The following is an 18,446-nucleotide window of genomic DNA, read 5'->3' on the forward strand; positions in this document are numbered from 1 at the left end:
AACTAATAACGCATAATCACAATTTAGGTCACAGCCTAAATTTCATCTTTTACTCTATTTCTTTTATTTTATAAAAAAGCATATTGTATATAAAACCACCTCAGATATAATGCGGCAACAACATGATGTTCTCATCACGATAACTAAAATAATAGTAAGACACTCTTGGACCAGTCTTATGGAATTACGTCATTTACGCTATTTCATTACCGTTGCTGAAGAGCTAAGTTTCAGTAAAGCAGCGCTTAAATTACACACGTCTCAGCCTTCACTCAGTCAGCAAATTAAAGATCTCGAAGATGATGTTGGTGTGCAACTGTTGCATCGTACCAAACGCAAAGTGGAGTTAACCGACGAAGGTCAAGTTTTTCTGGAACAAGCACGTTTAACCCTCACTCAAGCAGACAAAGCTGTCACCATGGCGCGACAGGTTGCTGCGGCCAAAGTACAGTGCTTAAAAATCGGCTTTGTTCCTTCTGCGGAAATTCGTATTTTCCCTTATATTTTGCCGCGCTTAAGAGTTCGACTACCCAAATTGCAGATTCGTACACTTAATCTCAAAGAAAGCGATCAAATCACCAAGCTTAAAAAAGGTGAGCTGGACATTATTTTTATTAATCAGAAATTTGAAAATGAAGCTTTTGCCAGTCAATTGGTGTTAAGAGAACCTTTGATGTTTATGCTTCCCAAGCAGCATCCTTTAGCACAATATTCAGAAATCACTACAGCCCAACTCAAAGATTTTCCATTAACGATTCTGACCCATAAGCTCTCCCAGCCTTTAGCTCGAACAATTACACAGTTCATTAAACAACAGCAAATTCATTTTCAAAGTATCGATGAAGCCAATAGTATTGCCGAAGCGCTCCAAGCCGTACATTCGGGGCATGGTTGCGCCATTTTACCCGCCTATATCCAAGCCTTAGCCACTGACCAGATCGTTGTCAGATCATTGCATCACCCATTGCCCTGTCTCGATGTTTTTATGAGTTATCCAAAAAATCAATTGAACCTTGCCACACAGCAATTCCTAGAAGAAATTCGGCATATATTTGGCTTAGATGGCTCCCATTTGAATTCGCACTAAATTTTTCATAAATAAAAAAGCCGAATCAATCGGCTTCGTTATTCTTTAAGCAAAGCCAATTGGCCTAGGCATTACTAAAAAATGCAGCGAATTTTTGGTAACTTGGTCGCTGTTTAATATTTTCTAAATAATGTTCAATCGCTGGATGAGACTGTACCTCTCCCATCTTAAGCTGCCAAAATAACATCGCAGCAACCGTCACATCTGCAGCCGTAAACTGTTTGCCACATAAATAGGGATCAACTTCACTGAGTCCTTGCACAAAGGCGTTATAGGCATCTTGATAATCACCATATCCTACAGAACCTTTCTGATCGGGTTTCACTTCAACGCCCAGCATTTTATTAGTTGAAGCTGCTTCCCAAGGCCCAGAGATGAAGAATAACCAACGATAATACACGCCACGTTTTGGATCATTCAATGCGGGCGCCAAGCCTTTATCCGCAAATTTATCGGCCAAATAAGCACAAATTGCATCTAGCTCATACACCACCACATCACCATCGACAAGCACAGGTACTTTGCCAAAAGGATTAATTTTTAGGTATTCAGGGGCTTTCATTTCCGTTTGGAAAGCCACCTCAATGCGTTCACATTGCACACCCAACTCGATGAGTAACCAGTCGACAACGACGCCACGTGAAAAACTATTGGTATAAAGTTTAAGTGCCATTTTGATATTTCCTTGGTGAGTTATTCTTATTTCAATGTAATTGTTTTGATTGTCAGTTTTTGTCAGTAGTCGAACGACAAACTTCTTGTGTCCACCATTGTTGAAATAATTGTTGTTTAAATTGTGGGTAAAGCTCCTGACTCAGGCTCAATGCTCGAATCCGATCAATACGGAAGTGACGAAAACTTTTACGTAGCTCACACCATGCAGCCAATACGATTCGATCATTAAAATAACCTAGCGCAAATGGCCACAAAATACGAGAACTTATCCGTTGTTGTTCGTCGGCGTAATCCACCGTAATTTTTAACTGCTGACGGATCGCCAAACGCACTTGCTCCACCAAAGTTTCATCAACAGGCAACCAAACATTGATGGATCTTAAAGTGGTTTGTTTAAGTTGCTGCTGACAATGTTCAGGCAGTACCGCATTGAGCTTTGCCAACACCGAAGTCGAGGCTGATTTCAACGCCAGATCAGGAATATCATTCAACCAATTTAAAGCTAAAAAAATTGCTTCGATCTCAGTTTCATTCAGCGTCATGGGTGGCAATAAGAAATCTTGTTTCAGTTGAAACCCTAGTCCAGCGGCAGCATCAATACAAACGCCCTGCTCACGCAAGGTTTCAATATCACGATAAACACTGCGCTGACTGATTTGCAAACGCTCTGCCAACACCTGCGCGGTCACAGGATAGCGATATTCTCTGAGCAACTGTAATAGATTGAGCAAACGGATTGAACGACTCATACGATCCCTATTGTTATTATGGATGATGGGAGTGTGAACACTCCCATCATTGTCGTTTCATATGATGTGGATGGATTAACTCTCGGTCAAGGCAGCAACATTTAGCACACTTTTCAAATAAGCATGCAAATCATGCACATTGTGCGCGATGGTGAGTGGCTGAAATTGCTGCAAGGTTTCAATGCTATGCACACCATAACTCACCCCAATACGCGGCATATTCAGATTTCGAGCCATTTCTAGATCATAACTGGTATCACCCACCATAACAGCACGATCAGCAGCGACATCCATTTCAGTCAAAATTTCCTGCAACATCAATGGATCAGGTTTAGATTTAGTTTCACTGGCTGCACGGGTAATATCAAAGATCTCATCACTATTGGTTTGTGCTAAAACTCGATCTAAACCCTTACGACTTTTGCCTGTTGCCACAGCGAGCTTTAAGCCTTGCTGTTTTAGATCAGCCAGTAACTCTGCAACACCGCTAAACCATGCGTCCTCTTTGGAGTTCGCGACATAATGATCTGCATAACACTGCAAAATGTCTTGCTGTAAATGCGGCACTTGTGGAAACAAGATCTGCATGACTTCGGGTAAACCTAAGCCAATAATGCTTTTTGCTGCTTCATCTGTCAGCGGTTGTTCAAATTGTTGTGCTGCATATTGCAGGCTTGCCACGATTTGCCCAACCGAATCGAATAAAGTGCCATCCCAGTCGAAAATCACTAACTCGATATTTTGATTCATTTCTGCTTTCTCAACTGATCGATCACCTGTTGCATATCTTCAGGCATTGGCGCTTCAATGGTTGGATAGTTTGGAATCTCTAAACGCATTGCATGTAGACACAAACGACGCGCTTCAGGGCCTGTATATGCCGTATTGTGCCCATATTTATCATCCCCGACTAAAGGATGACCAATACTTAAACCATGCACACGAATTTGATGGGTCCGCCCCGATAACGGTGACGCATGTACCAAAGTAGCTGATTTAAAGCGTTCAACTACTTTCCAATCGGTCTTACTCGGCTTACCTTCTTTGGTCACACGAACGCGACGTTCACCATTGGCGAGTTCATAACGCAACAATGGTGCATCAATCAATTGCTGATCCAGACTGACTTGTCCTTTGACGATCGCAGCATAGGTTTTTTGAATTTTATGCTCACGCAATAGATCTTGCAGCAGCTTTAAAGTACTACGCTTTTTACTGATCATGACCAAGCCTGAAGTATCTCGGTCAATCCGATGGATCAGCTCCAGATATTTTTTACCTGTCGCGGCACGTAAAGCTTCGATTAAGCCATAAGCCACACCACTACCCCCATGTACGGCAATCCCTGAAGGTTTATTCACAATCAATAGCCCTTCGTCCTCATACACCACACGGCTGAGTAGGCTTTGTGCCACGCCATCACTCACCGGTGCAGCAGTTTCATCCTTTTGTTCATAGCGGATTGGTGCGACACGAATCTGGTCGCCAATATTCAAACGTGTTTCTGCTTTTATTCTTTTTTTATTAACGCGTACTTGCCCTTCACGAATCAAACGGTAGATTCGACTTTTTGGAACACCTTTTAATCGGGTAAATAAAAAATTATCTATTCGCTGCCCGTCTTGATGCTCATCCACGTCAAACCAAGTGACACTTTGCCATTGTTGTGTAGAATTCATACGCTCAATTAATCCAAGATTTGCTAAATATGATTAAAAAATGATCATTTAGCTAAGTTATTTCACAAGAAACCTAAACTTAGCCCATAGGCAGATGCTGCAAGGTTTGGTATATTCAGCGCACGGATACCACCGTAAGTGAGCATCAAATCAGAAATTTTATTTAGATAAAATTTTCAATCGATGAGATATTCACCAACAACTCGGATAGGTCCTAAAGAATTATGCCGACGCCGAAGGCTTATTATATCGGCAAAATGGCAAACTGTTGCGTTTAATTGTGCATATGCACATACAGTTTGTTCAGAAAAAATATGTCGCCAGCAATTTGCTGGTTATTAAACGTAAACTGATCCACATCAGACAATTTGCTCCCTGATGTCGCATTCAGGCTAAAGCGTTGATGCATTGGAACTGCTAAGCAGAGATACGATGATCATTCCGTATCAAGACTTCCAGATGGATCGACTTCAATGCTTAATGACAGTGAAAGTCACCATCCAATGCACCGCTCACCCGCCAGTGAAGCGTACAGGAAACTTTGATTATGTCGGATCTAGTGATATTTCACAGATGTAAGACATACATGAAATATCAACGGATTCAAGATTGAAGCAGTATTGCCGACATCAAAATAACCGTATCAAAACCCCAGCTGGATATTTACAGTCAGTGGTTTCAGAACTTCCTACACAAAGTTGCTTCTGAGTCTTGATCGCGCCAATTTGATGTTTGCTCAAAAATATTGAGCTTGTTGTTTGTGTGCATCACTATTAGGTGTCACACCCATGAAACGTATGTTGATTAATGCAACCCACGCCGAAGAAGTTCGCGTTGCACTTATCACTGGTAATCGTCTTTACGATTTCGATTTAGAGAATCGTACTCGCGAACAAAAAAAATCAAATATCTATAAAGGTCACGTCACTCGCGTTGAACCATCTTTAGAAGCGGTTTTCGTTGAGTACGGCGCACAGCGTCAAGGCTTTTTGTCTATGCGAGAAATTGCAAACTCGTATTTCAAAGCTGACCCTCGTCAAACTTCAAATATTCGTGAACTCATCACTGAAGGCACTGAATTACTGGTTCAAGTTGAGAAAGAAGAGCGTGGCAATAAAGGTGCTGCCCTTTCTACTTTTATCTCACTTGCTGGTCGTTATTTAGTTCTCATGCCAAATAACCCGAAAGGTGGTGGCATCAGCCGTCAAATTTCGGGTTCAGTACGTGAAGAACTAAAAGAAATTTTAGCCTCTTTAAATGTACCGCGTGGCATGAGTGTGATCGTTCGTACTGCGGGTATTGGTCGCACACAGGAAGAGTTACAACTCGACTTGCAACATTTGCTTGACCTTTGGGCGCAAATCCAAGGTTCTGCAAGCACTGGTCCATCACCAATGCTGGTTCATCAAGAAGCTGGTGTGGTGACACGTGCCATCCGTGATTATTTACGTGATGATGTGGCTGAAATCCTGATTGATAGCGAGCAAGCCTATAACGAAGCCTATAACTTCGTAAAAGCAGTCATGCCGCGTCAGCTCGACAAATTAAAAACCTATACCTTGAACGAGCCATTATTTGCTCATTTTGGTATCGAAAGCCAAATCCAGACTGCCTATGAACGTGAAGTAAAACTTCCTTCAGGTGGTTCAATCGTGATTGACCAAACAGAAGCATTGGTATCGATCGATATCAACTCTGCGAAATCAACCCGCGGTCATGATGTTGAAGAAACTGCTTTAAATACCAATTTAGAAGCTGCTGAAGAAATCGCACGTCAACTTCGTTTACGCGATATTGGTGGCTTAGTCGTAATCGACTTCATCGACATGACTAAAGACCGCAACCAGCGTATGGTTGAAGCGAAATTACGTGAAGCAACGCAAAGCGATCGCGCACGTATTCAATTCGGTCAACTGTCACGTTTTGGTCTGATGGAAATGAGCCGTCAACGTTTACGTCCTTCTTTAGAAGAAGCGACTGGCTACGTTTGCCCACGCTGTCATGGCACAGGTATGGTACGTGACTTACGCTCACTATCACTTTCGATTATGCGTAAGGTTGAAGAAATTGCACTACGCGAGCGTCAAGGTGAAGTTCAAGTCGAAGTCCCTGTAGAAATTGCAGCATTCTTATTGAATGAAAAGCGTCACAGCTTGGTTTACTTAGAACAAACCTCGAATGTACGTGTTACCGTGTTGCCTCACCCGCACTTAGAAACACCACACTACCAAATCCAGTTCAATCCAGATGGTTTCGCGCCTTCTAGCTATGAACGTACAGAAGCAACCCGTTCAAGCGAAAAAGAACTTGGTTATGAGTCTTCTGACTGGCATTTAGAAGATGCAGAGCATCATCATGCTGCACCTGCACAAAATCAAGCAGCTGCACCACAGAAGAAAGCAAACCAGCAACACGCTGCGCAAGCAAAACAGACTCAAGCAACGACACAAAAGTCAGCGAGTCCTTGTGCTTGGTTAGAGAACCTATTTGTTCAAAAACAAGCGCAAACCACTGATCAATCTCGTTCTGCACAAAATGCAGCAGCCGCGATTGAACAAATGGTGAACAATGGTGCGGTGAGCCGTGGTCAATTTGGTCAAGTGACTACACCTGTTGTCGCTGAAGTTGCTGCTCCAGCTGCAAACAATGCTTATATTTCACAAAATCCTGTGAAACAAGAAGCGCGTGAAACATTTGAGAAAGACGAAAAATCACATCGTCCAAATCAAAACCAGAAGAAACGCAAACACAAAGAGCAACGTGAACAACATGTTCATGCGCATGAACAACAAAATCAAGTGCATGAAGAAGTCGTTCAACTGTCACGTCAAGAACAGCGCCAAGAGCAACGTGAGCTAAAACGTCAACAAAAACGTCAGCAGCCACAAGAATCTCAAAACCAGCAACAGCATCATGATGCTGCTCAAGGCAATGAGTCTGCGCCTTTACCACGTCGTGACCGTAACCAGCAACGTCCAAATCGACCGAACCGCCACCGTGATCAAAGTGTTTTAAACGAAACACCTGCTGCACCTGAAACTGCAGTAAATTCACAGCAAGTGAAAGTTGATGTCATTGATACACCACGCGTAGAGCCAATGAACACTGCGTTGATCGTGAATCTTGATCAAGGTCAAAGTGAAATTGTTGCATTGAATCCACAACAGGCACCAACACCGGCTGCTAAAGCAGAAAAGGTAAAACCTGTAGTCGAGAAAGTTGAAACGCCAGCACCAGCTCAAGTAGAACAAGCAGCTACTGAAAAGGCAGCAGACGAAGAAACTGTACAAGCACCTGCACAACGTGCCAGCAATGATCCTCGTTCACGTCGTCGTCAGCGCAATAATCAAACTGCACCGAAAACGGCTACAGTCAAAGTTGCTCTATCACAGACGCCTACACTTGGTCAGTACACAATGGGTAGCTTAATCCGCCATGTCTATGGTGATGATTGCACAATCCTGATTGAGCAATTTGGCTTAGTTACAACCTTCAACCGTGCTTTACAAAAGTTCGCTGAACAACATGCAAGTAGCTTAGTGACGGAAACTGTAGTTGAGCAAGAAAAGCGTCCTGTAACACGCGATGCTGAACTTCCGACGCAAAAACCAACTGAAGAAGCTGAACCAGCGCCAGTGTTAGCATTAACACCACCAGACGCAGCGGCAGTTCGTGTTGCCAATGACCCTCGTGAGCGCCGTCGTTTAGCGAAACTTGCTGCGGAACAAGCGAAAGAAGCACATGTTGCCTCAAATGCAACGCCAGCTGCTGTAGAAAGCACTGAATCGAAAGAAGAAGTGAAACAAGCAGACGATGCAGTCGTCACAGAAGCAACCGTAATTGCACCTGAGCAACAACCTTTAGAACTTGCCAGTACAGATGCTGTAGCTGATGTTGCACCAGTTGAGGCTGAAGTAGTTGAACCTGCTGTAACTGCTGAAGTTGAAACCGTAAGCGAGACTGTTGCAGAAGTTACTGAATCTACTCAAGCTGTTGAAAAAGCTGAATCTACGGCTGAAACGGAAGCAGAAGATGAAGCAGCGAAAGCGGAAAAAGAGAAATCAAACCGCCCTCGCCGCCCTCGCGGACGCCCACCGAAAAAGACCACCGCTGAGTGAGTAATTTGCTAAATTGCACTCAATAAGGCTAAGCCTAGTCATTTCGATGACTAGGCTTTTTTGTTATTTTGTCAAATTAGGTTGATTGCTCTAGGCACTTACCATTACAAAACAGCATTAACAAAATGGTGTGAATGGTTGTGTTCTAACGGATAGCCATTTCTTGGATTGATCGAAAAATAAATAGGATTGATATGAGCCAAACTACGCAGACCGATATTATTACCCTTGGTGATGTCGCTACTCGACTTCCTAACTTCATCACTAAAGTACCTCATATCCTCAATGGTCTTAAACAAGCATATTTGCGAACGCCAACATCTCCTGCTGGTTTAGGTATTGCCTTTGAAAAAGCAGTCAAGCGTAACCCTCAAGGCATCGCACTGTTATTTGAAGATCAAAGCTATAGCTATCAAGCACTCAATGAATGGGCAAACCAGATTGCACATTACTACTTATCACTTGGGGCAAAGAAAGGCGACGTGATTGCAGTGATGGTTGAAAACCGTCCAGAACTGATCGCTTCTATTGTTGCTTTGGCAAAAATTGGCGTCACCATTGCACTCGTCAACACCTCGCAAGTCGGTAAAGTGCTTGCACACAGTATCAACTTGGTGAACCCAATTGCAGTCATTGCAGGGGAAGAAGTCCGTGCTGCGATTGATGAAGCACGCCAAGACTTAAAAGTTGCTCAAGATCGATTCCACTGGTTTGCCGATCAAGAAACGCGTAAAAATGCAGGAATTGCACCACAAGGTTACGTGAACCTTGCGCAACAAATTGACCAATTTCCAAAATTCAATCCATCGACTACCCGCACCGTGACAGGTAAAGATGGTTTGTTCTACATCTATACCTCTGGTACAACAGGCTTACCAAAAGCCGTGATTTTCACCCATAGCCGCTGGACACTTGCCTATGGCACCTATGGTCATATCCTGAATTTAGGTAAAGATGATGTGATGTACGTGACCCTCCCGCTTTACCATGCAACAGGTGTAGTCGTGTGCTGGTGTGGTGTGATTGCAGGCAGTGCAACACTTGCCGTACGCCGCAAGTATTCAACCAGTGCATTCTGGAAAGATGTACAGAAATTCAATGCCTCTGCAATTGGTTATGTCGGTGAACTGTGTCGTTACCTGATTGATGCACCTGTCACAGAACAAGATCGTGCCCATCGCGTGACTAAGATGATTGGTAATGGCATGCGTCCAAATATCTGGGGCAAGTTTAAAGAACGTTTTGGTGTTGAAGAAGTACTTGAACTTTACGCATCTAGCGAAGGTAACGTTGGTTTTAGCAACATCTTCAACTTTGACAACACTGTAGGCTTCTCTCCAACACCATACGCGATCGTTGAATTTGACAAAGAAAAGAATGAATTAGTTCGCGATAAGAAAGGTTACTGCAAGAAAGTGAAAACAGGCGAAGTGGGCTTACTGATTGGTAAAATCACCAGCCGTTCACCATTTGATGGCTACACCGATCCAGAAAAGAACAAATCTGTGATTTTGAAAGATGTGTTTACCCAAGGTGACTCATACTTTAATACTGGAGATTTGGTCCGTGATATTGGTTTCCGCCATGCACAGTTTGTTGACCGTCTAGGTGATACATTCCGCTGGAAAGGTGAAAACGTTTCTACAACAGAAGTAGAAAACATGGTCTGCGAATATGAAAAGATTGCCGAAGCAGTGGTATACGGTGTTGAAATTCCAAATACCAATGGTCGTGCAGGTATGGCTGCGATTACCTTGATCGACGGTGCAGAACTGAATGAAGCGGATTTAAGCGACATGGTTAATGTGTTTAAAAAATGCTTACCATCTTATGCCATTCCTGTTTTCTTACGTGTTCAAGAGAAAGTGGAAACGACTGGGACATTTAAATACCAGAAGAATAAACTGAAAGAAGACTCATTTAATCCGAGCAAAACTTCTGAACGTTTACTGGTTTTATTACCTGGTGCAAGCAGCTATAGTGATGTAAATACTGAGATCTTTGATAATATTCAAAGCTATCAATACCGTTTCTAGTTTATTTTTTAGCTAAATAAGAGGAAATCGTGCTTTTTATAAACAATCATGCACATGTTTTTGAATTTCCTCTTGTGTTAGCTGAATAAGTTGCTAGAATACGCAACATCAAAACGAAGACGCATTTAGAACAAATTAGTTTTTCTTGCGAAGCTTGTTGAAACACTTGCTTAGGGTCGTTAGCTCAGCTGGTAGAGCAGCGGACTTTTAATCCGTTGGTCCCGCGTTCGAATCGCGGACGACCCACCATCTAATGTTTTGATATTCCTGAAAAGGATTGATAACCGAAAGTTATCGAGATTTGTAAGACTACGCGCTTTGCTTGTCTTGCAAAAATTTTAGAGTGTTACTCTAAAATTCTTTCAGGGTCGTTAGCTCAGCTGGTAGAGCAGCGGACTTTTAATCCGTTGGTCCCGCGTTCGAATCGCGGACGACCCACCAAATTCTAAAAAGCCTCATCATTGATGAGGCTTTTTTATTTTCTATTTAAGTTCTTTCTAAAAGATGACAACAGAACTGGTTTCACTCTAAGCATCCTTGCTCAAAGTCATCATGTGTTGAAATTATAAAAACGCTTCTAATACCGAATTTAAAAAGATATGCCCCTGCTCAGTACAGGCAATTCGATCCTGATCAGCAATGAGCAGTTTTTTCTCACGCAACTGATGCAACGTCTCATTCAAATCTTCCAACGCCAGCCCTGTACGTTGAACATAAGATGCTGCAGCAACACCATCATTTAAACGCAAAGCATTCATCATAAATTCAAAAGGTAATTCCTCAGCTTCAATACGCTTCATTTGCACATGCTCTGCTGGAACTTTGGCTAAATAATCTTTCGGCAAGCGGGTTTTCTGGAACCGATAAACCCCATCTGCTCGGGTAACTTTGCCATGTGCACCTGCACCAATCGCCAGATAATCACCAAATTGCCAATAATTCAAATTATGTGCAGATGGTTGTTCTTTACGCCATGCTGAAACTTCATAATTCACATAACCATTGGCTTTTAAGTACGCCTCACCCTTCTCTTGAATATGTTCTAAAACCTCATCTCGAGGCAATACAGGCTGGGTGCGGAAGAAAACCGTGTTTGGCTCAATGGTCAGTTGATACCAGCTAATATGTGTTGCACCCTGCTCCACAGCCAATCTCAGGTCGGTTAAGGCCTGCTCCTCAGTCTGTTGAGGTAAACCATGCATCAGATCGACATTGACGCGCTCAAAGCCTGCCTGACGCGCCTGCTGAATGGCATCCAATGCATTATTGGCTGAGTGGATACGACCTAAGCGCTGTAAATGTTCAGGATCAAAACTTTGAACACCCAATGACAAACGATTAATCCCCACCGCCAGATAATCAGCAAATGGATCATGCTCAACCGTCCCAGGATTAGCTTCCAGTGTAATTTCACAGCCAACTTCAAAGTCTAAACGTGCTTTGAGTTGATCAAACAACCATTGATAACCTTGTGCAGAAATCAGTGACGGTGTCCCGCCACCAATAAACACACTATGAATGGATCTGCCTTGCGCCATTTCAACCTGAGTCTCAAAGTCAGCCACCAGTGCAGCAAGATATTGCTGTTCCAAATCCAACGACAATTGCCCATCAGGTACAGCGTGCGAATTAAAGTCACAATAAGGACATTTACGTACACACCATGGCATATGGATATACAAGGACAGTGGGATATTTGCTGGATTTAACGGACTCAAAATACAAGCTCAATGACAGAACCTGATTATTTTAACATGACTCGACTCGGCACGGTTGCAGCATCAATACGCATACGGCTTATCATCCCCTATGTATTCAGTTAGACTGAAAGCATAAAGAACAATTAGACCGATAATATGATGAAAATTTCCAGCCAATTGCTATTTATACTGCCCCTCGCTTTAGGGATTGGCATAGCAATGGCATTTCAAACGGCGATCAATGCACAACTTCGAGAGTATCTGAACTCACCACTACAAGCCGCGTTGCTTTCCTTCTTGATTGGGACGATTATTCTAGCCTTGCTGGTTTATTTTCAAGGTGCAGACAAACCCAGTTTAGTTGAACTTTCACAAATTCCTTGGTATCTGTGGTTAGGCGGTTGTCTTGGGGTTTATGCAATTAGCATGAGCATTTATACTGCACCTAAACTCGGATTTTTAACTTTTTCAGGTTTAGTGATTTTTGGACAATTGGTGATTTCCATGTTGATTGATCACTTTGGCTGGTTAGGTACAGACAAAACACCGATCAATTGGCAACGTCTACTGGGTAGCATTGTGATTTTTATTGGTGTGTTATTAACACTACAACGCTAATTCCCCCCATTTTAATAAGAGTATTTTTTGTGTCCCATGCCACAACCAAGCGCTTTGAACTCAAACAGCTATTTCATTTGATGTTTCCAATTCTAATTACACAGTTTGCCCAAGCTGGATTAGGTTTAATCGATACCATTATGGCAGGTCATCTTTCTGCTACGGATTTGGCAGCGATTGCAGTCGGTGTTGGACTATGGATTCCAGTCATGCTGCTCTTTGCAGGAATCATGTTGGCAACAACACCTTTGGTTGCTGAGGCACGTGGTGCAAGAACACCCGAAAAAATTCCAACCATTGCCCGCCAGTCTTTATGGGTTGCTGTCATTCTCGGTATCGTTGCGATGTTAATTCTGCAATGTATGCCAATGTTCCTGCCCCTGTTTGGTGTGCCTGAAAGCTTAATACCGAAAGCAAGCCTGTTCTTACATGCAATTGGCTTTGGTATGCCTGCAGTGATGATGTATGCAGCTCTACGTAGTTATTCAGAAGCGTTGGGACATCCACGTCCTGTCACAGCCATTAGCTTGATTGCCTTACTGGTATTGATTCCACTGAACTTTATCTTTATGTATGGCTTTGGGCCAATTCCAGCATTGGGCAGCGCAGGTTGTGGTTTTGCAACAGCGATCTTGCAATGGCTGATGTTTATCACTTTGGCCATTTATATTTCCAAAGCCAAAGCCTATAAACAGGCACCAGTCTTCACAAAATGGGAAAGAATTGATCCAGTTTGGATTAAACGCATTTTAAAACTGGGTTTACCCATTGGGCTTGCTGTATTTTTTGAAGTCAGTATTTTCAGTACAGGTGCGATTGTACTGGGTCCGCTTGGTGAAAATGCGATTGCAGCTCATCAGATTGCGATCTCAGTCACTTCTCAGCTGTTTATGATCCCACTGTCTTTAGCCATTGCATTAACCATTCGTGTTGGCATGTATTACGGTGAACAAAACTGGCATGCAATGCGCCAAGTACAAATCGTGGGATTGATTACGGCCACGATCTTTGCAGCCTTGACCATGACATTGATTGCGCTTGCCCGCCCCTATATCGTTGCGATCTATACCACGGATATTAATGTCATTCCTGTGGCGATGTACCTACTCTGGTTTGCGATGGCCTATCAGCTAATGGATGCATGGCAAGTTAGTGCGGCAGGTTGTTTACGTGGTATGCAAGACACTCAAGCCCCGATGTGGATCACCTTAATGGCGTATTGGATCGTCGCCTTCCCGATTGGTTTATACCTTGCTCGCTATACAGTTTGGGGCGCTGCTGGTGTCTGGCTCGGTCTGATTATTGGTTTAACTATTGCCTGTGTACTACTGATCGGCCGTTTATATTTGAACAATAAACGTTTGGCACAACGAGCAGGTTTCAATACATAAAATTTTACACGTATTTAGTGTTATTGATTAAGGGTAGTAAGGATGCTGCTCTTAATCTCATCCCCTCATCGATACATCTTTTATATCCGCTCTTCGCTGCATGCTTACATCACTTAACATTTTGGTATAGGCAATTTAAGTTTTGTCGCCTATGATCAAAGAATCTCTTTAAAACTGGATCGCCCGAGGTCAAGTACATATGGCAAAACATGCAAGCTCTCCCAGTAAGCGTTTTTTAAAACTGGCTGGTATGACCGCAAGTATTGCCAGCAAAAGTGTTGCCAACACCATTCGTAATCTAACTGCAGATGAGGAACAAAAAAATGCTGCACGTAGCAAACTGTTCCAAGACATTGGCTTACAGATCGCAGACACTTTAGGTGAAATGAAAGGCGCAGTGATGAAAGTCGGACAAATCGCCTCGCAATATAAAGATATCTTCCCACCAGAAGTGGCAAAGGCAATTGCCAAACTACAACGCCAAGCACCTGCAATGCCATTTACAGCGATTCAGCAACAAGTCGAAAAAGAGTTGGGCAAACCTTTAGACCAGATTTTTAGTTCTTTTGAAGCAGAACCTTTTGCCGCAGCTTCAATTGGACAAGTACACCGTGCAGTACTGCCAAATGGTCAGGCTGTCGTAGTGAAAGTGCAATATCCAGGTGTTGACCAAGCTTGTGAAAGCGACTTAAAACAAGTCCGTCTGGCTTTGCGATTGATGGGTGTTTTAAAGATTGATAAGAAGCTGCAAGATCAACTGTTTCAGGAGATTCAGGACAGTTTGTCTGCCGAGCTCAACTACGAAATTGAAGCACAAAACCTAGAAGTATTTAAAACCTTCCATGAAAAGCTCGATGATCAAATCATTATCCCAACCGTATACAAAGATTACTCTTCTCGTCGCGTACTGACACTCAGCCTTGAACAAGGCGAGTCAATTGAAACGGCAAGCACATGGTCAGTTGAAACCCGCAATCAAATTGGTCGTCGTCTGATTCGTGCTTTAGGACAGGAAATGTTTTTCTTGAAGCGTTTCCATTGTGACCCACATCCAGGCAACTTTGCTTTCCGTGAAGATGGCAGTGTCATTATTTATGATTATGGCAGCGTTAAGACCCTTTCGCCTGAAATCATTCAACATTTCAAAGCACTGGTGAATGCTGCTCGCCAAGAAGATATTGCTCAGGTCGAAGATCTGTTGGTGGAATTACATTCGATTGCTGAAAAGCAGAAATTCCCAAGCGAGCTATATACACAATGGATTGAAATCCTGTTGCGTCCTTTAAGCACGCATTATGATTTTGCTGAAAATTCATCGCATCATGATGGTATGCGCTTAGTGAAACAATCATTGAAATACTGGGATGTGTTTAAACCCTCTCCTGATACTTTAATGGTCAATCGGACTATTTCAGGACATTACTGGAACCTGATTCACCTCAAAGTACATGACAATCTTAATGATTTATTTGAAGAATTAGTCCCGAACTAAACTTCATAAAAAATGCCAATCATCTGATTGGCATTTTTTATTTCACTCATATTCAAGCCTCTAACAAATCAAATGGCTTGAAAAAAGTTCCATATCCCATGCTCACTGATTCATTGTTTACAAATAAATTTCAATAAAACTTGAAATGAATAAGATTGACTGCACATATTGTTATGTTATAACATTTCCATAAACAATAGGAGCCATTCCAAATGCGTAAAGATATCCACCCTGCTTATCAACAAGTCTTGTTCCATGATACCAATGCAGATGCCTACTTCTTAATTGGTAGTACACTGCAAACGAAACAAACTAAAGAATATCAAGGTCAAGTCTACCCTTACGTCACCCTTGATATTTCTAGTGCATCACACCCGTTTTATACAGGTGAAGTACGCCAAGCAAGCAATGAAGGCCGTGTTGCAAGCTTTAACAAACGCTTTGCACGTTTTAACCGCAAAGGTTAATTTTCATTTAAGTTTCACACATTAGGCTGTAAGCATTAGGAGTCTAAGCTTATCTCTCCTCCACTTAGACTTCTTTTTTTATACCTAACATTTACCCTCTAAGAATCTAGCGTTGCCTGTCCAACCACACCAAACTCAATCGGTGTTTTGACATAAAACAAAGAGATTTCTTTGCTATTCAAATAATTCATCAATTCGACTGCCTGTTCATTTGTTACTGCGAACTGGATCTGTACAGGTCGATCAGCCAACTCAAAGAAACTGGCTGAATGAAACAAACCATGATGATCAACACCTTCCAGTCCAGCGAGCACCGTCGCGCCGCGCAAGTTCATTTGTTTTGCGACAGACAATAACCATTCGCTGATCAGTTGTCCCTGATAGTTACGATTTTGCGCGGTATAAAAAGTTATTAAAAACCCATTCATTATCACCACTCCCACACTATGCGGCACTTAGCCATTGATGCAAACTCATACCCAAAATCGTAAACAACAATGACCCAATCACATGAATCAAAATTGCTGCACAGGCATAACCCAACTTACCACTTTGCAATAAGGCAATAATCTCGGCAGAAAAGGTCGAAAATGTGGTTAATGCACCACAGAAGCCAGTAATCACAAACAGTTTGTAATTTGGACTCAGTGAACTTTGAGAAAAATAAGAAATTGCAAAACCGATAATAAAGCCACCAACAAAGTTGACTGTGACCGTACCCAAAGGAATATTGGGAAAAATTGGATTGAGCTTTAAACCCAGGAACCAACGCAACCATGCGCCTAATACAGAACCTAAAGCGATTGAAAGTAATGGATAGTACATGACTTACTCCAAAGGCAGTGTTGGAGTGAAAGAATAATGTGACATTGATTTATAGCTATTGTTCTGAATAATTTTCATTGCGAACTCCAAAATGGGAACAGAGCACGCACGAACCTACGCCCCCTGTTCAGGGTAACGTAGGCATCATTAGCCATTATGGCGGTTTGTGACAGGAGGAATGCCATCTCCTTTGCTCTAAAATAACATATTTTTTGGGCAACTCAACCCATGTTTTTGATGCTGAATGACGCTGTGTATAAACATGAACTTATCCACAATTTATTCCGATGTTGCTAAAACTTTTTCCCCAACCACATAGAAATCTAATGCAGGTACGACAAAAGCGAAGGCTTCTGTCTCATCGCCTAAACCAAATTGTTGCAATAATTTGGGTGCTTGTAATGCACGAACCTGAGCAGCTTGAATCTGTTGAAACTGAAACGGCATCTGAATATCCCCTTGTGATATTCGACTCGGTTGATCAACCCATTCAGCCCATGCCTGATCTTGATCGACCAAAAACTCAACAGCCTTTTCCCAAGATGGAAATAACGACTGCCATGCATCAGGTAATTGTTTATCTGTGGTAATTTCTACGTCACTACTTAGAGAATAATCGGCATCAACACGCATTTCGGTATGAATCACTTGCTTATCCCGTTGATGTTGAAAAGTCGATGCATATTGTGCTGGCATCACATCACTGGCAAAACGGCCAGCAATGACATATAAAGCCTGATCAACGATTACCTGCTCAAAAATCACGGTCTTTGGATGTGACTCATCCAAATAAAAGCGCCAGTTACTTTGTCGAGGTGAGGGCATTAACTGACGTAATTTTCCCAAGAAACTGAAGCCAAAATGATGATGCTGATAAGTCAAAATCGTAAAAATGGTTTTTCCGTCTTTTTCCCATAACGGTACATCTTTGGGATAGCGCTGACGTACCTGTTCAACATCTACCAGCCACGACAAATACACAATATTGCTGACCTGACTCTGCAAAGGCATAAACGGCAGTAGACGCATCATCAAACGGCGCAGTTGCAATAGGAAGTGGCAACTAAAAACGGGAGCGAGAAAGCGCAATAAACGTTTGGATGGTGGTAATTTAAAGCAATGTCGATTCATTATTATTCAACACATTCATAAGCGTTCTGAGCATAAACCGACAATACTATAACGTCTAGCTCATATACCGATCGACTTCTATTCTACATTTTCAATGTTATGATGCGGACATTGATTCAATAAACATGGAATTTTGAAATGGCTCAAAGCTTATTGGCACAACTTAAAGATGGCTCAGCAAAATTTGCTGATGTATTGGCATTTATCGAAGCACGTTATCAACATACTCCAACAGCGTTTCAAAATGGCGCACAATTCAATGCAGCCACTGAAAACCAAGGCAGTGCTAAAGTACTGAGCTTCGCAAAAATTGAAGGTTTAAGCCAAGCAGACACTTTAAGTTTATTTGCAGAACATTATGCTTCTGTACTTGCGACGCCAGAAGCCACCGACCATCAAAATATCCGCCAGTTTATGCAACATGGCTGGGATGGGATAAAGTTTGAAGGCGAAGCCTTAATTGCAAAATAAGAAAAAG

General features: G+C 42.4%; 17 protein-coding genes, 2 tRNA genes and 1 riboswitch. Of the genes, 11 read left to right on the forward strand and 8 right to left on the reverse strand.

The annotated features are described in order from the left end of the window. Nucleotides 1–178 precede the first annotated feature (178 nt). A complete protein-coding gene (gene hcaR, locus NDN11_RS15990; protein ID WP_251110196.1) occupies nt 179–1,087 on the forward strand; it encodes a DNA-binding transcriptional regulator HcaR in 909 nt (302 codons plus the stop codon). 64 nt (nt 1,088–1,151) lie between these two features. Here hcaR and NDN11_RS15995 read toward each other — a convergent pair whose 3' ends face one another. The 4 genes from NDN11_RS15995 to NDN11_RS16010 form a co-directional block, all read right to left on the reverse strand. After that, a complete protein-coding gene (locus NDN11_RS15995; RefSeq protein ID WP_167250457.1) occupies nt 1,152–1,760 on the reverse strand; it encodes a glutathione S-transferase family protein in 609 nt (202 codons plus the stop codon). 52 nt (nt 1,761–1,812) lie between these two features. Beyond that, nucleotides 1,813–2,511 (reverse strand): helix-turn-helix transcriptional regulator, encoded by a 699-nt coding sequence (locus NDN11_RS16000; RefSeq protein ID WP_251110197.1) that lies wholly within the window; start codon nt 2,509–2,511, stop codon nt 1,813–1,815. Between the two features lie 75 nt (nt 2,512–2,586). Continuing rightward, nucleotides 2,587–3,261: an HAD family hydrolase gene (locus tag NDN11_RS16005; RefSeq protein WP_251110198.1), complete on the reverse strand. Its 675-nt coding sequence runs from the start codon at nt 3,259–3,261 to the stop codon at nt 2,587–2,589. Then, the gene (locus NDN11_RS16010) at nt 3,258–4,190 is read right to left on the reverse strand and encodes an RluA family pseudouridine synthase (RefSeq protein ID WP_251110199.1); all 933 of its coding nucleotides are present in this window, start codon (nt 4,188–4,190) and stop codon (nt 3,258–3,260) included. Before NDN11_RS16010 ends, NDN11_RS16005 begins: the two co-directional genes overlap by 4 nt. 432 nt (nt 4,191–4,622) lie before the next feature. On the opposite strand from NDN11_RS16010, the gene NDN11_RS16015 reads away from it, so the two are divergent. The 5 genes from NDN11_RS16015 to NDN11_RS16035 all read left to right on the forward strand — a co-directional run bounded on the left by NDN11_RS16015 (nt 4,623) and on the right by NDN11_RS16035 (nt 10,785). Next, nucleotides 4,623–4,769, forward strand: coding sequence for a hypothetical protein (locus NDN11_RS16015; protein ID WP_004637771.1), 147 nt, complete (start codon nt 4,623–4,625; stop codon nt 4,767–4,769). Nucleotides 4,770–4,978: 209 nt separating this feature from the next. Next, complete coding sequence (locus NDN11_RS16020) at nt 4,979–8,308, forward strand: Rne/Rng family ribonuclease (protein WP_251110200.1); 3,330 nt, start codon at nt 4,979–4,981, stop codon at nt 8,306–8,308. 194 nt (nt 8,309–8,502) lie between these two features. Then, nucleotides 8,503–10,344, forward strand: coding sequence for a long-chain-acyl-CoA synthetase (locus tag NDN11_RS16025; RefSeq protein WP_251110201.1), 1,842 nt, complete (start codon nt 8,503–8,505; stop codon nt 10,342–10,344). Between the two features lie 173 nt (nt 10,345–10,517). Further along, nucleotides 10,518–10,593, forward strand: a tRNA-Lys gene (locus NDN11_RS16030). 116 nt (nt 10,594–10,709) lie between these two features. Further along, nucleotides 10,710–10,785 (forward strand) — tRNA-Lys (locus NDN11_RS16035). A 122-nt stretch (nt 10,786–10,907) separates the two neighbouring features. Here the strand turns inward: NDN11_RS16035 and hemW are convergent. Continuing rightward, nucleotides 10,908–12,062: a radical SAM family heme chaperone HemW gene (hemW, locus tag NDN11_RS16040; protein ID WP_251110202.1), complete on the reverse strand. Its 1,155-nt coding sequence runs from the start codon at nt 12,060–12,062 to the stop codon at nt 10,908–10,910. Nucleotides 12,063–12,200: 138 nt separating this feature from the next. Here hemW and NDN11_RS16045 point away from each other — a divergent pair, with 138 nt between their 5' ends. The 4 genes from NDN11_RS16045 to NDN11_RS16060 all read left to right on the forward strand — a co-directional run bounded on the left by NDN11_RS16045 (nt 12,201) and on the right by NDN11_RS16060 (nt 16,012). Next, nucleotides 12,201–12,662, forward strand: a complete 462-nt coding sequence (locus tag NDN11_RS16045; RefSeq protein WP_167250444.1) for a DMT family transporter — start codon at nt 12,201–12,203, stop codon at nt 12,660–12,662. Between the two features lie 29 nt (nt 12,663–12,691). Next, a complete protein-coding gene (locus tag NDN11_RS16050) occupies nt 12,692–14,053 on the forward strand; it encodes an MATE family efflux transporter (RefSeq protein WP_251110203.1) in 1,362 nt (453 codons plus the stop codon). A gap of 199 nt (nt 14,054–14,252) precedes the next feature. Beyond that, complete coding sequence (locus NDN11_RS16055; protein ID WP_167250442.1) at nt 14,253–15,545, forward strand: ABC1 kinase family protein; 1,293 nt, start codon at nt 14,253–14,255, stop codon at nt 15,543–15,545. A 212-nt stretch (nt 15,546–15,757) separates the two neighbouring features. Then, nucleotides 15,758–16,012 (forward strand): type B 50S ribosomal protein L31, encoded by a 255-nt coding sequence (locus NDN11_RS16060; RefSeq protein WP_005239968.1) that lies wholly within the window; start codon nt 15,758–15,760, stop codon nt 16,010–16,012. A gap of 98 nt (nt 16,013–16,110) precedes the next feature. Here the strand turns inward: NDN11_RS16060 and NDN11_RS16065 are convergent, their stop codons facing one another. The 3 genes from NDN11_RS16065 to NDN11_RS16075 all read right to left on the reverse strand — a co-directional run bounded on the left by NDN11_RS16065 (nt 16,111) and on the right by NDN11_RS16075 (nt 17,968). Next, nucleotides 16,111–16,440, reverse strand: coding sequence for a DUF190 domain-containing protein (locus NDN11_RS16065; protein WP_167250440.1), 330 nt, complete (start codon nt 16,438–16,440; stop codon nt 16,111–16,113). Nucleotides 16,441–16,456: 16 nt separating this feature from the next. Continuing rightward, complete coding sequence (gene crcB / locus NDN11_RS16070) at nt 16,457–16,837, reverse strand: fluoride efflux transporter CrcB (protein WP_004802433.1); 381 nt, start codon at nt 16,835–16,837, stop codon at nt 16,457–16,459. Nucleotides 16,838–16,968: 131 nt separating this feature from the next. Next, nucleotides 16,969–17,035, reverse strand: a riboswitch (Fluoride riboswitch). A gap of 81 nt (nt 17,036–17,116) precedes the next feature. Next, the gene (locus tag NDN11_RS16075; protein WP_251110204.1) at nt 17,117–17,968 is read right to left on the reverse strand and encodes a DUF2071 domain-containing protein; all 852 of its coding nucleotides are present in this window, start codon (nt 17,966–17,968) and stop codon (nt 17,117–17,119) included. 138 nt (nt 17,969–18,106) lie between these two features. Here NDN11_RS16075 and NDN11_RS16080 point away from each other — a divergent pair, with 138 nt between their 5' ends. Beyond that, the gene (locus NDN11_RS16080) at nt 18,107–18,439 is read left to right on the forward strand and encodes a HopJ type III effector protein (protein ID WP_167250436.1); all 333 of its coding nucleotides are present in this window, start codon (nt 18,107–18,109) and stop codon (nt 18,437–18,439) included. Nucleotides 18,440–18,446 lie beyond the last annotated feature (7 nt).

Origin of the sequence: Acinetobacter sp. C26M (genome assembly GCF_023702675.1) — a bacterium.
Classification (GTDB): Bacteria; Pseudomonadota; Gammaproteobacteria; order Pseudomonadales; family Moraxellaceae; genus Acinetobacter.

Coding starts and splice junctions, on each gene's coding strand:
- hcaR (WP_251110196.1), top strand. CDS start 179: ATGGAATTACGTCATTTACGCTATTTCATTACCGTTGCTGAAGAGCTA.
- NDN11_RS15995 (WP_167250457.1), bottom strand. CDS start 1,760: ATGGCACTTAAACTTTATACCAATAGTTTTTCACGTGGCGTCGTTGTC.
- NDN11_RS16000 (WP_251110197.1), bottom strand. CDS start 2,511: ATGAGTCGTTCAATCCGTTTGCTCAATCTATTACAGTTGCTCAGAGAA.
- NDN11_RS16005 (WP_251110198.1), bottom strand. CDS start 3,261: ATGAATCAAAATATCGAGTTAGTGATTTTCGACTGGGATGGCACTTTA.
- NDN11_RS16010 (WP_251110199.1), bottom strand. CDS start 4,190: ATGAATTCTACACAACAATGGCAAAGTGTCACTTGGTTTGACGTGGAT.
- NDN11_RS16015 (WP_004637771.1), top strand. CDS start 4,623: ATGATCATTCCGTATCAAGACTTCCAGATGGATCGACTTCAATGCTTA.
- NDN11_RS16020 (WP_251110200.1), top strand. CDS start 4,979: ATGAAACGTATGTTGATTAATGCAACCCACGCCGAAGAAGTTCGCGTT.
- NDN11_RS16025 (WP_251110201.1), top strand. CDS start 8,503: ATGAGCCAAACTACGCAGACCGATATTATTACCCTTGGTGATGTCGCT.
- NDN11_RS16045 (WP_167250444.1), top strand. CDS start 12,201: ATGATGAAAATTTCCAGCCAATTGCTATTTATACTGCCCCTCGCTTTA.
- NDN11_RS16055 (WP_167250442.1), top strand. CDS start 14,253: ATGGCAAAACATGCAAGCTCTCCCAGTAAGCGTTTTTTAAAACTGGCT.
- NDN11_RS16060 (WP_005239968.1), top strand. CDS start 15,758: ATGCGTAAAGATATCCACCCTGCTTATCAACAAGTCTTGTTCCATGAT.
- NDN11_RS16065 (WP_167250440.1), bottom strand. CDS start 16,440: ATGAATGGGTTTTTAATAACTTTTTATACCGCGCAAAATCGTAACTAT.
- crcB (WP_004802433.1), bottom strand. CDS start 16,837: ATGTACTATCCATTACTTTCAATCGCTTTAGGTTCTGTATTAGGCGCA.
- NDN11_RS16075 (WP_251110204.1), bottom strand. CDS start 17,968: ATGAATCGACATTGCTTTAAATTACCACCATCCAAACGTTTATTGCGC.
- NDN11_RS16080 (WP_167250436.1), top strand. CDS start 18,107: ATGGCTCAAAGCTTATTGGCACAACTTAAAGATGGCTCAGCAAAATTT.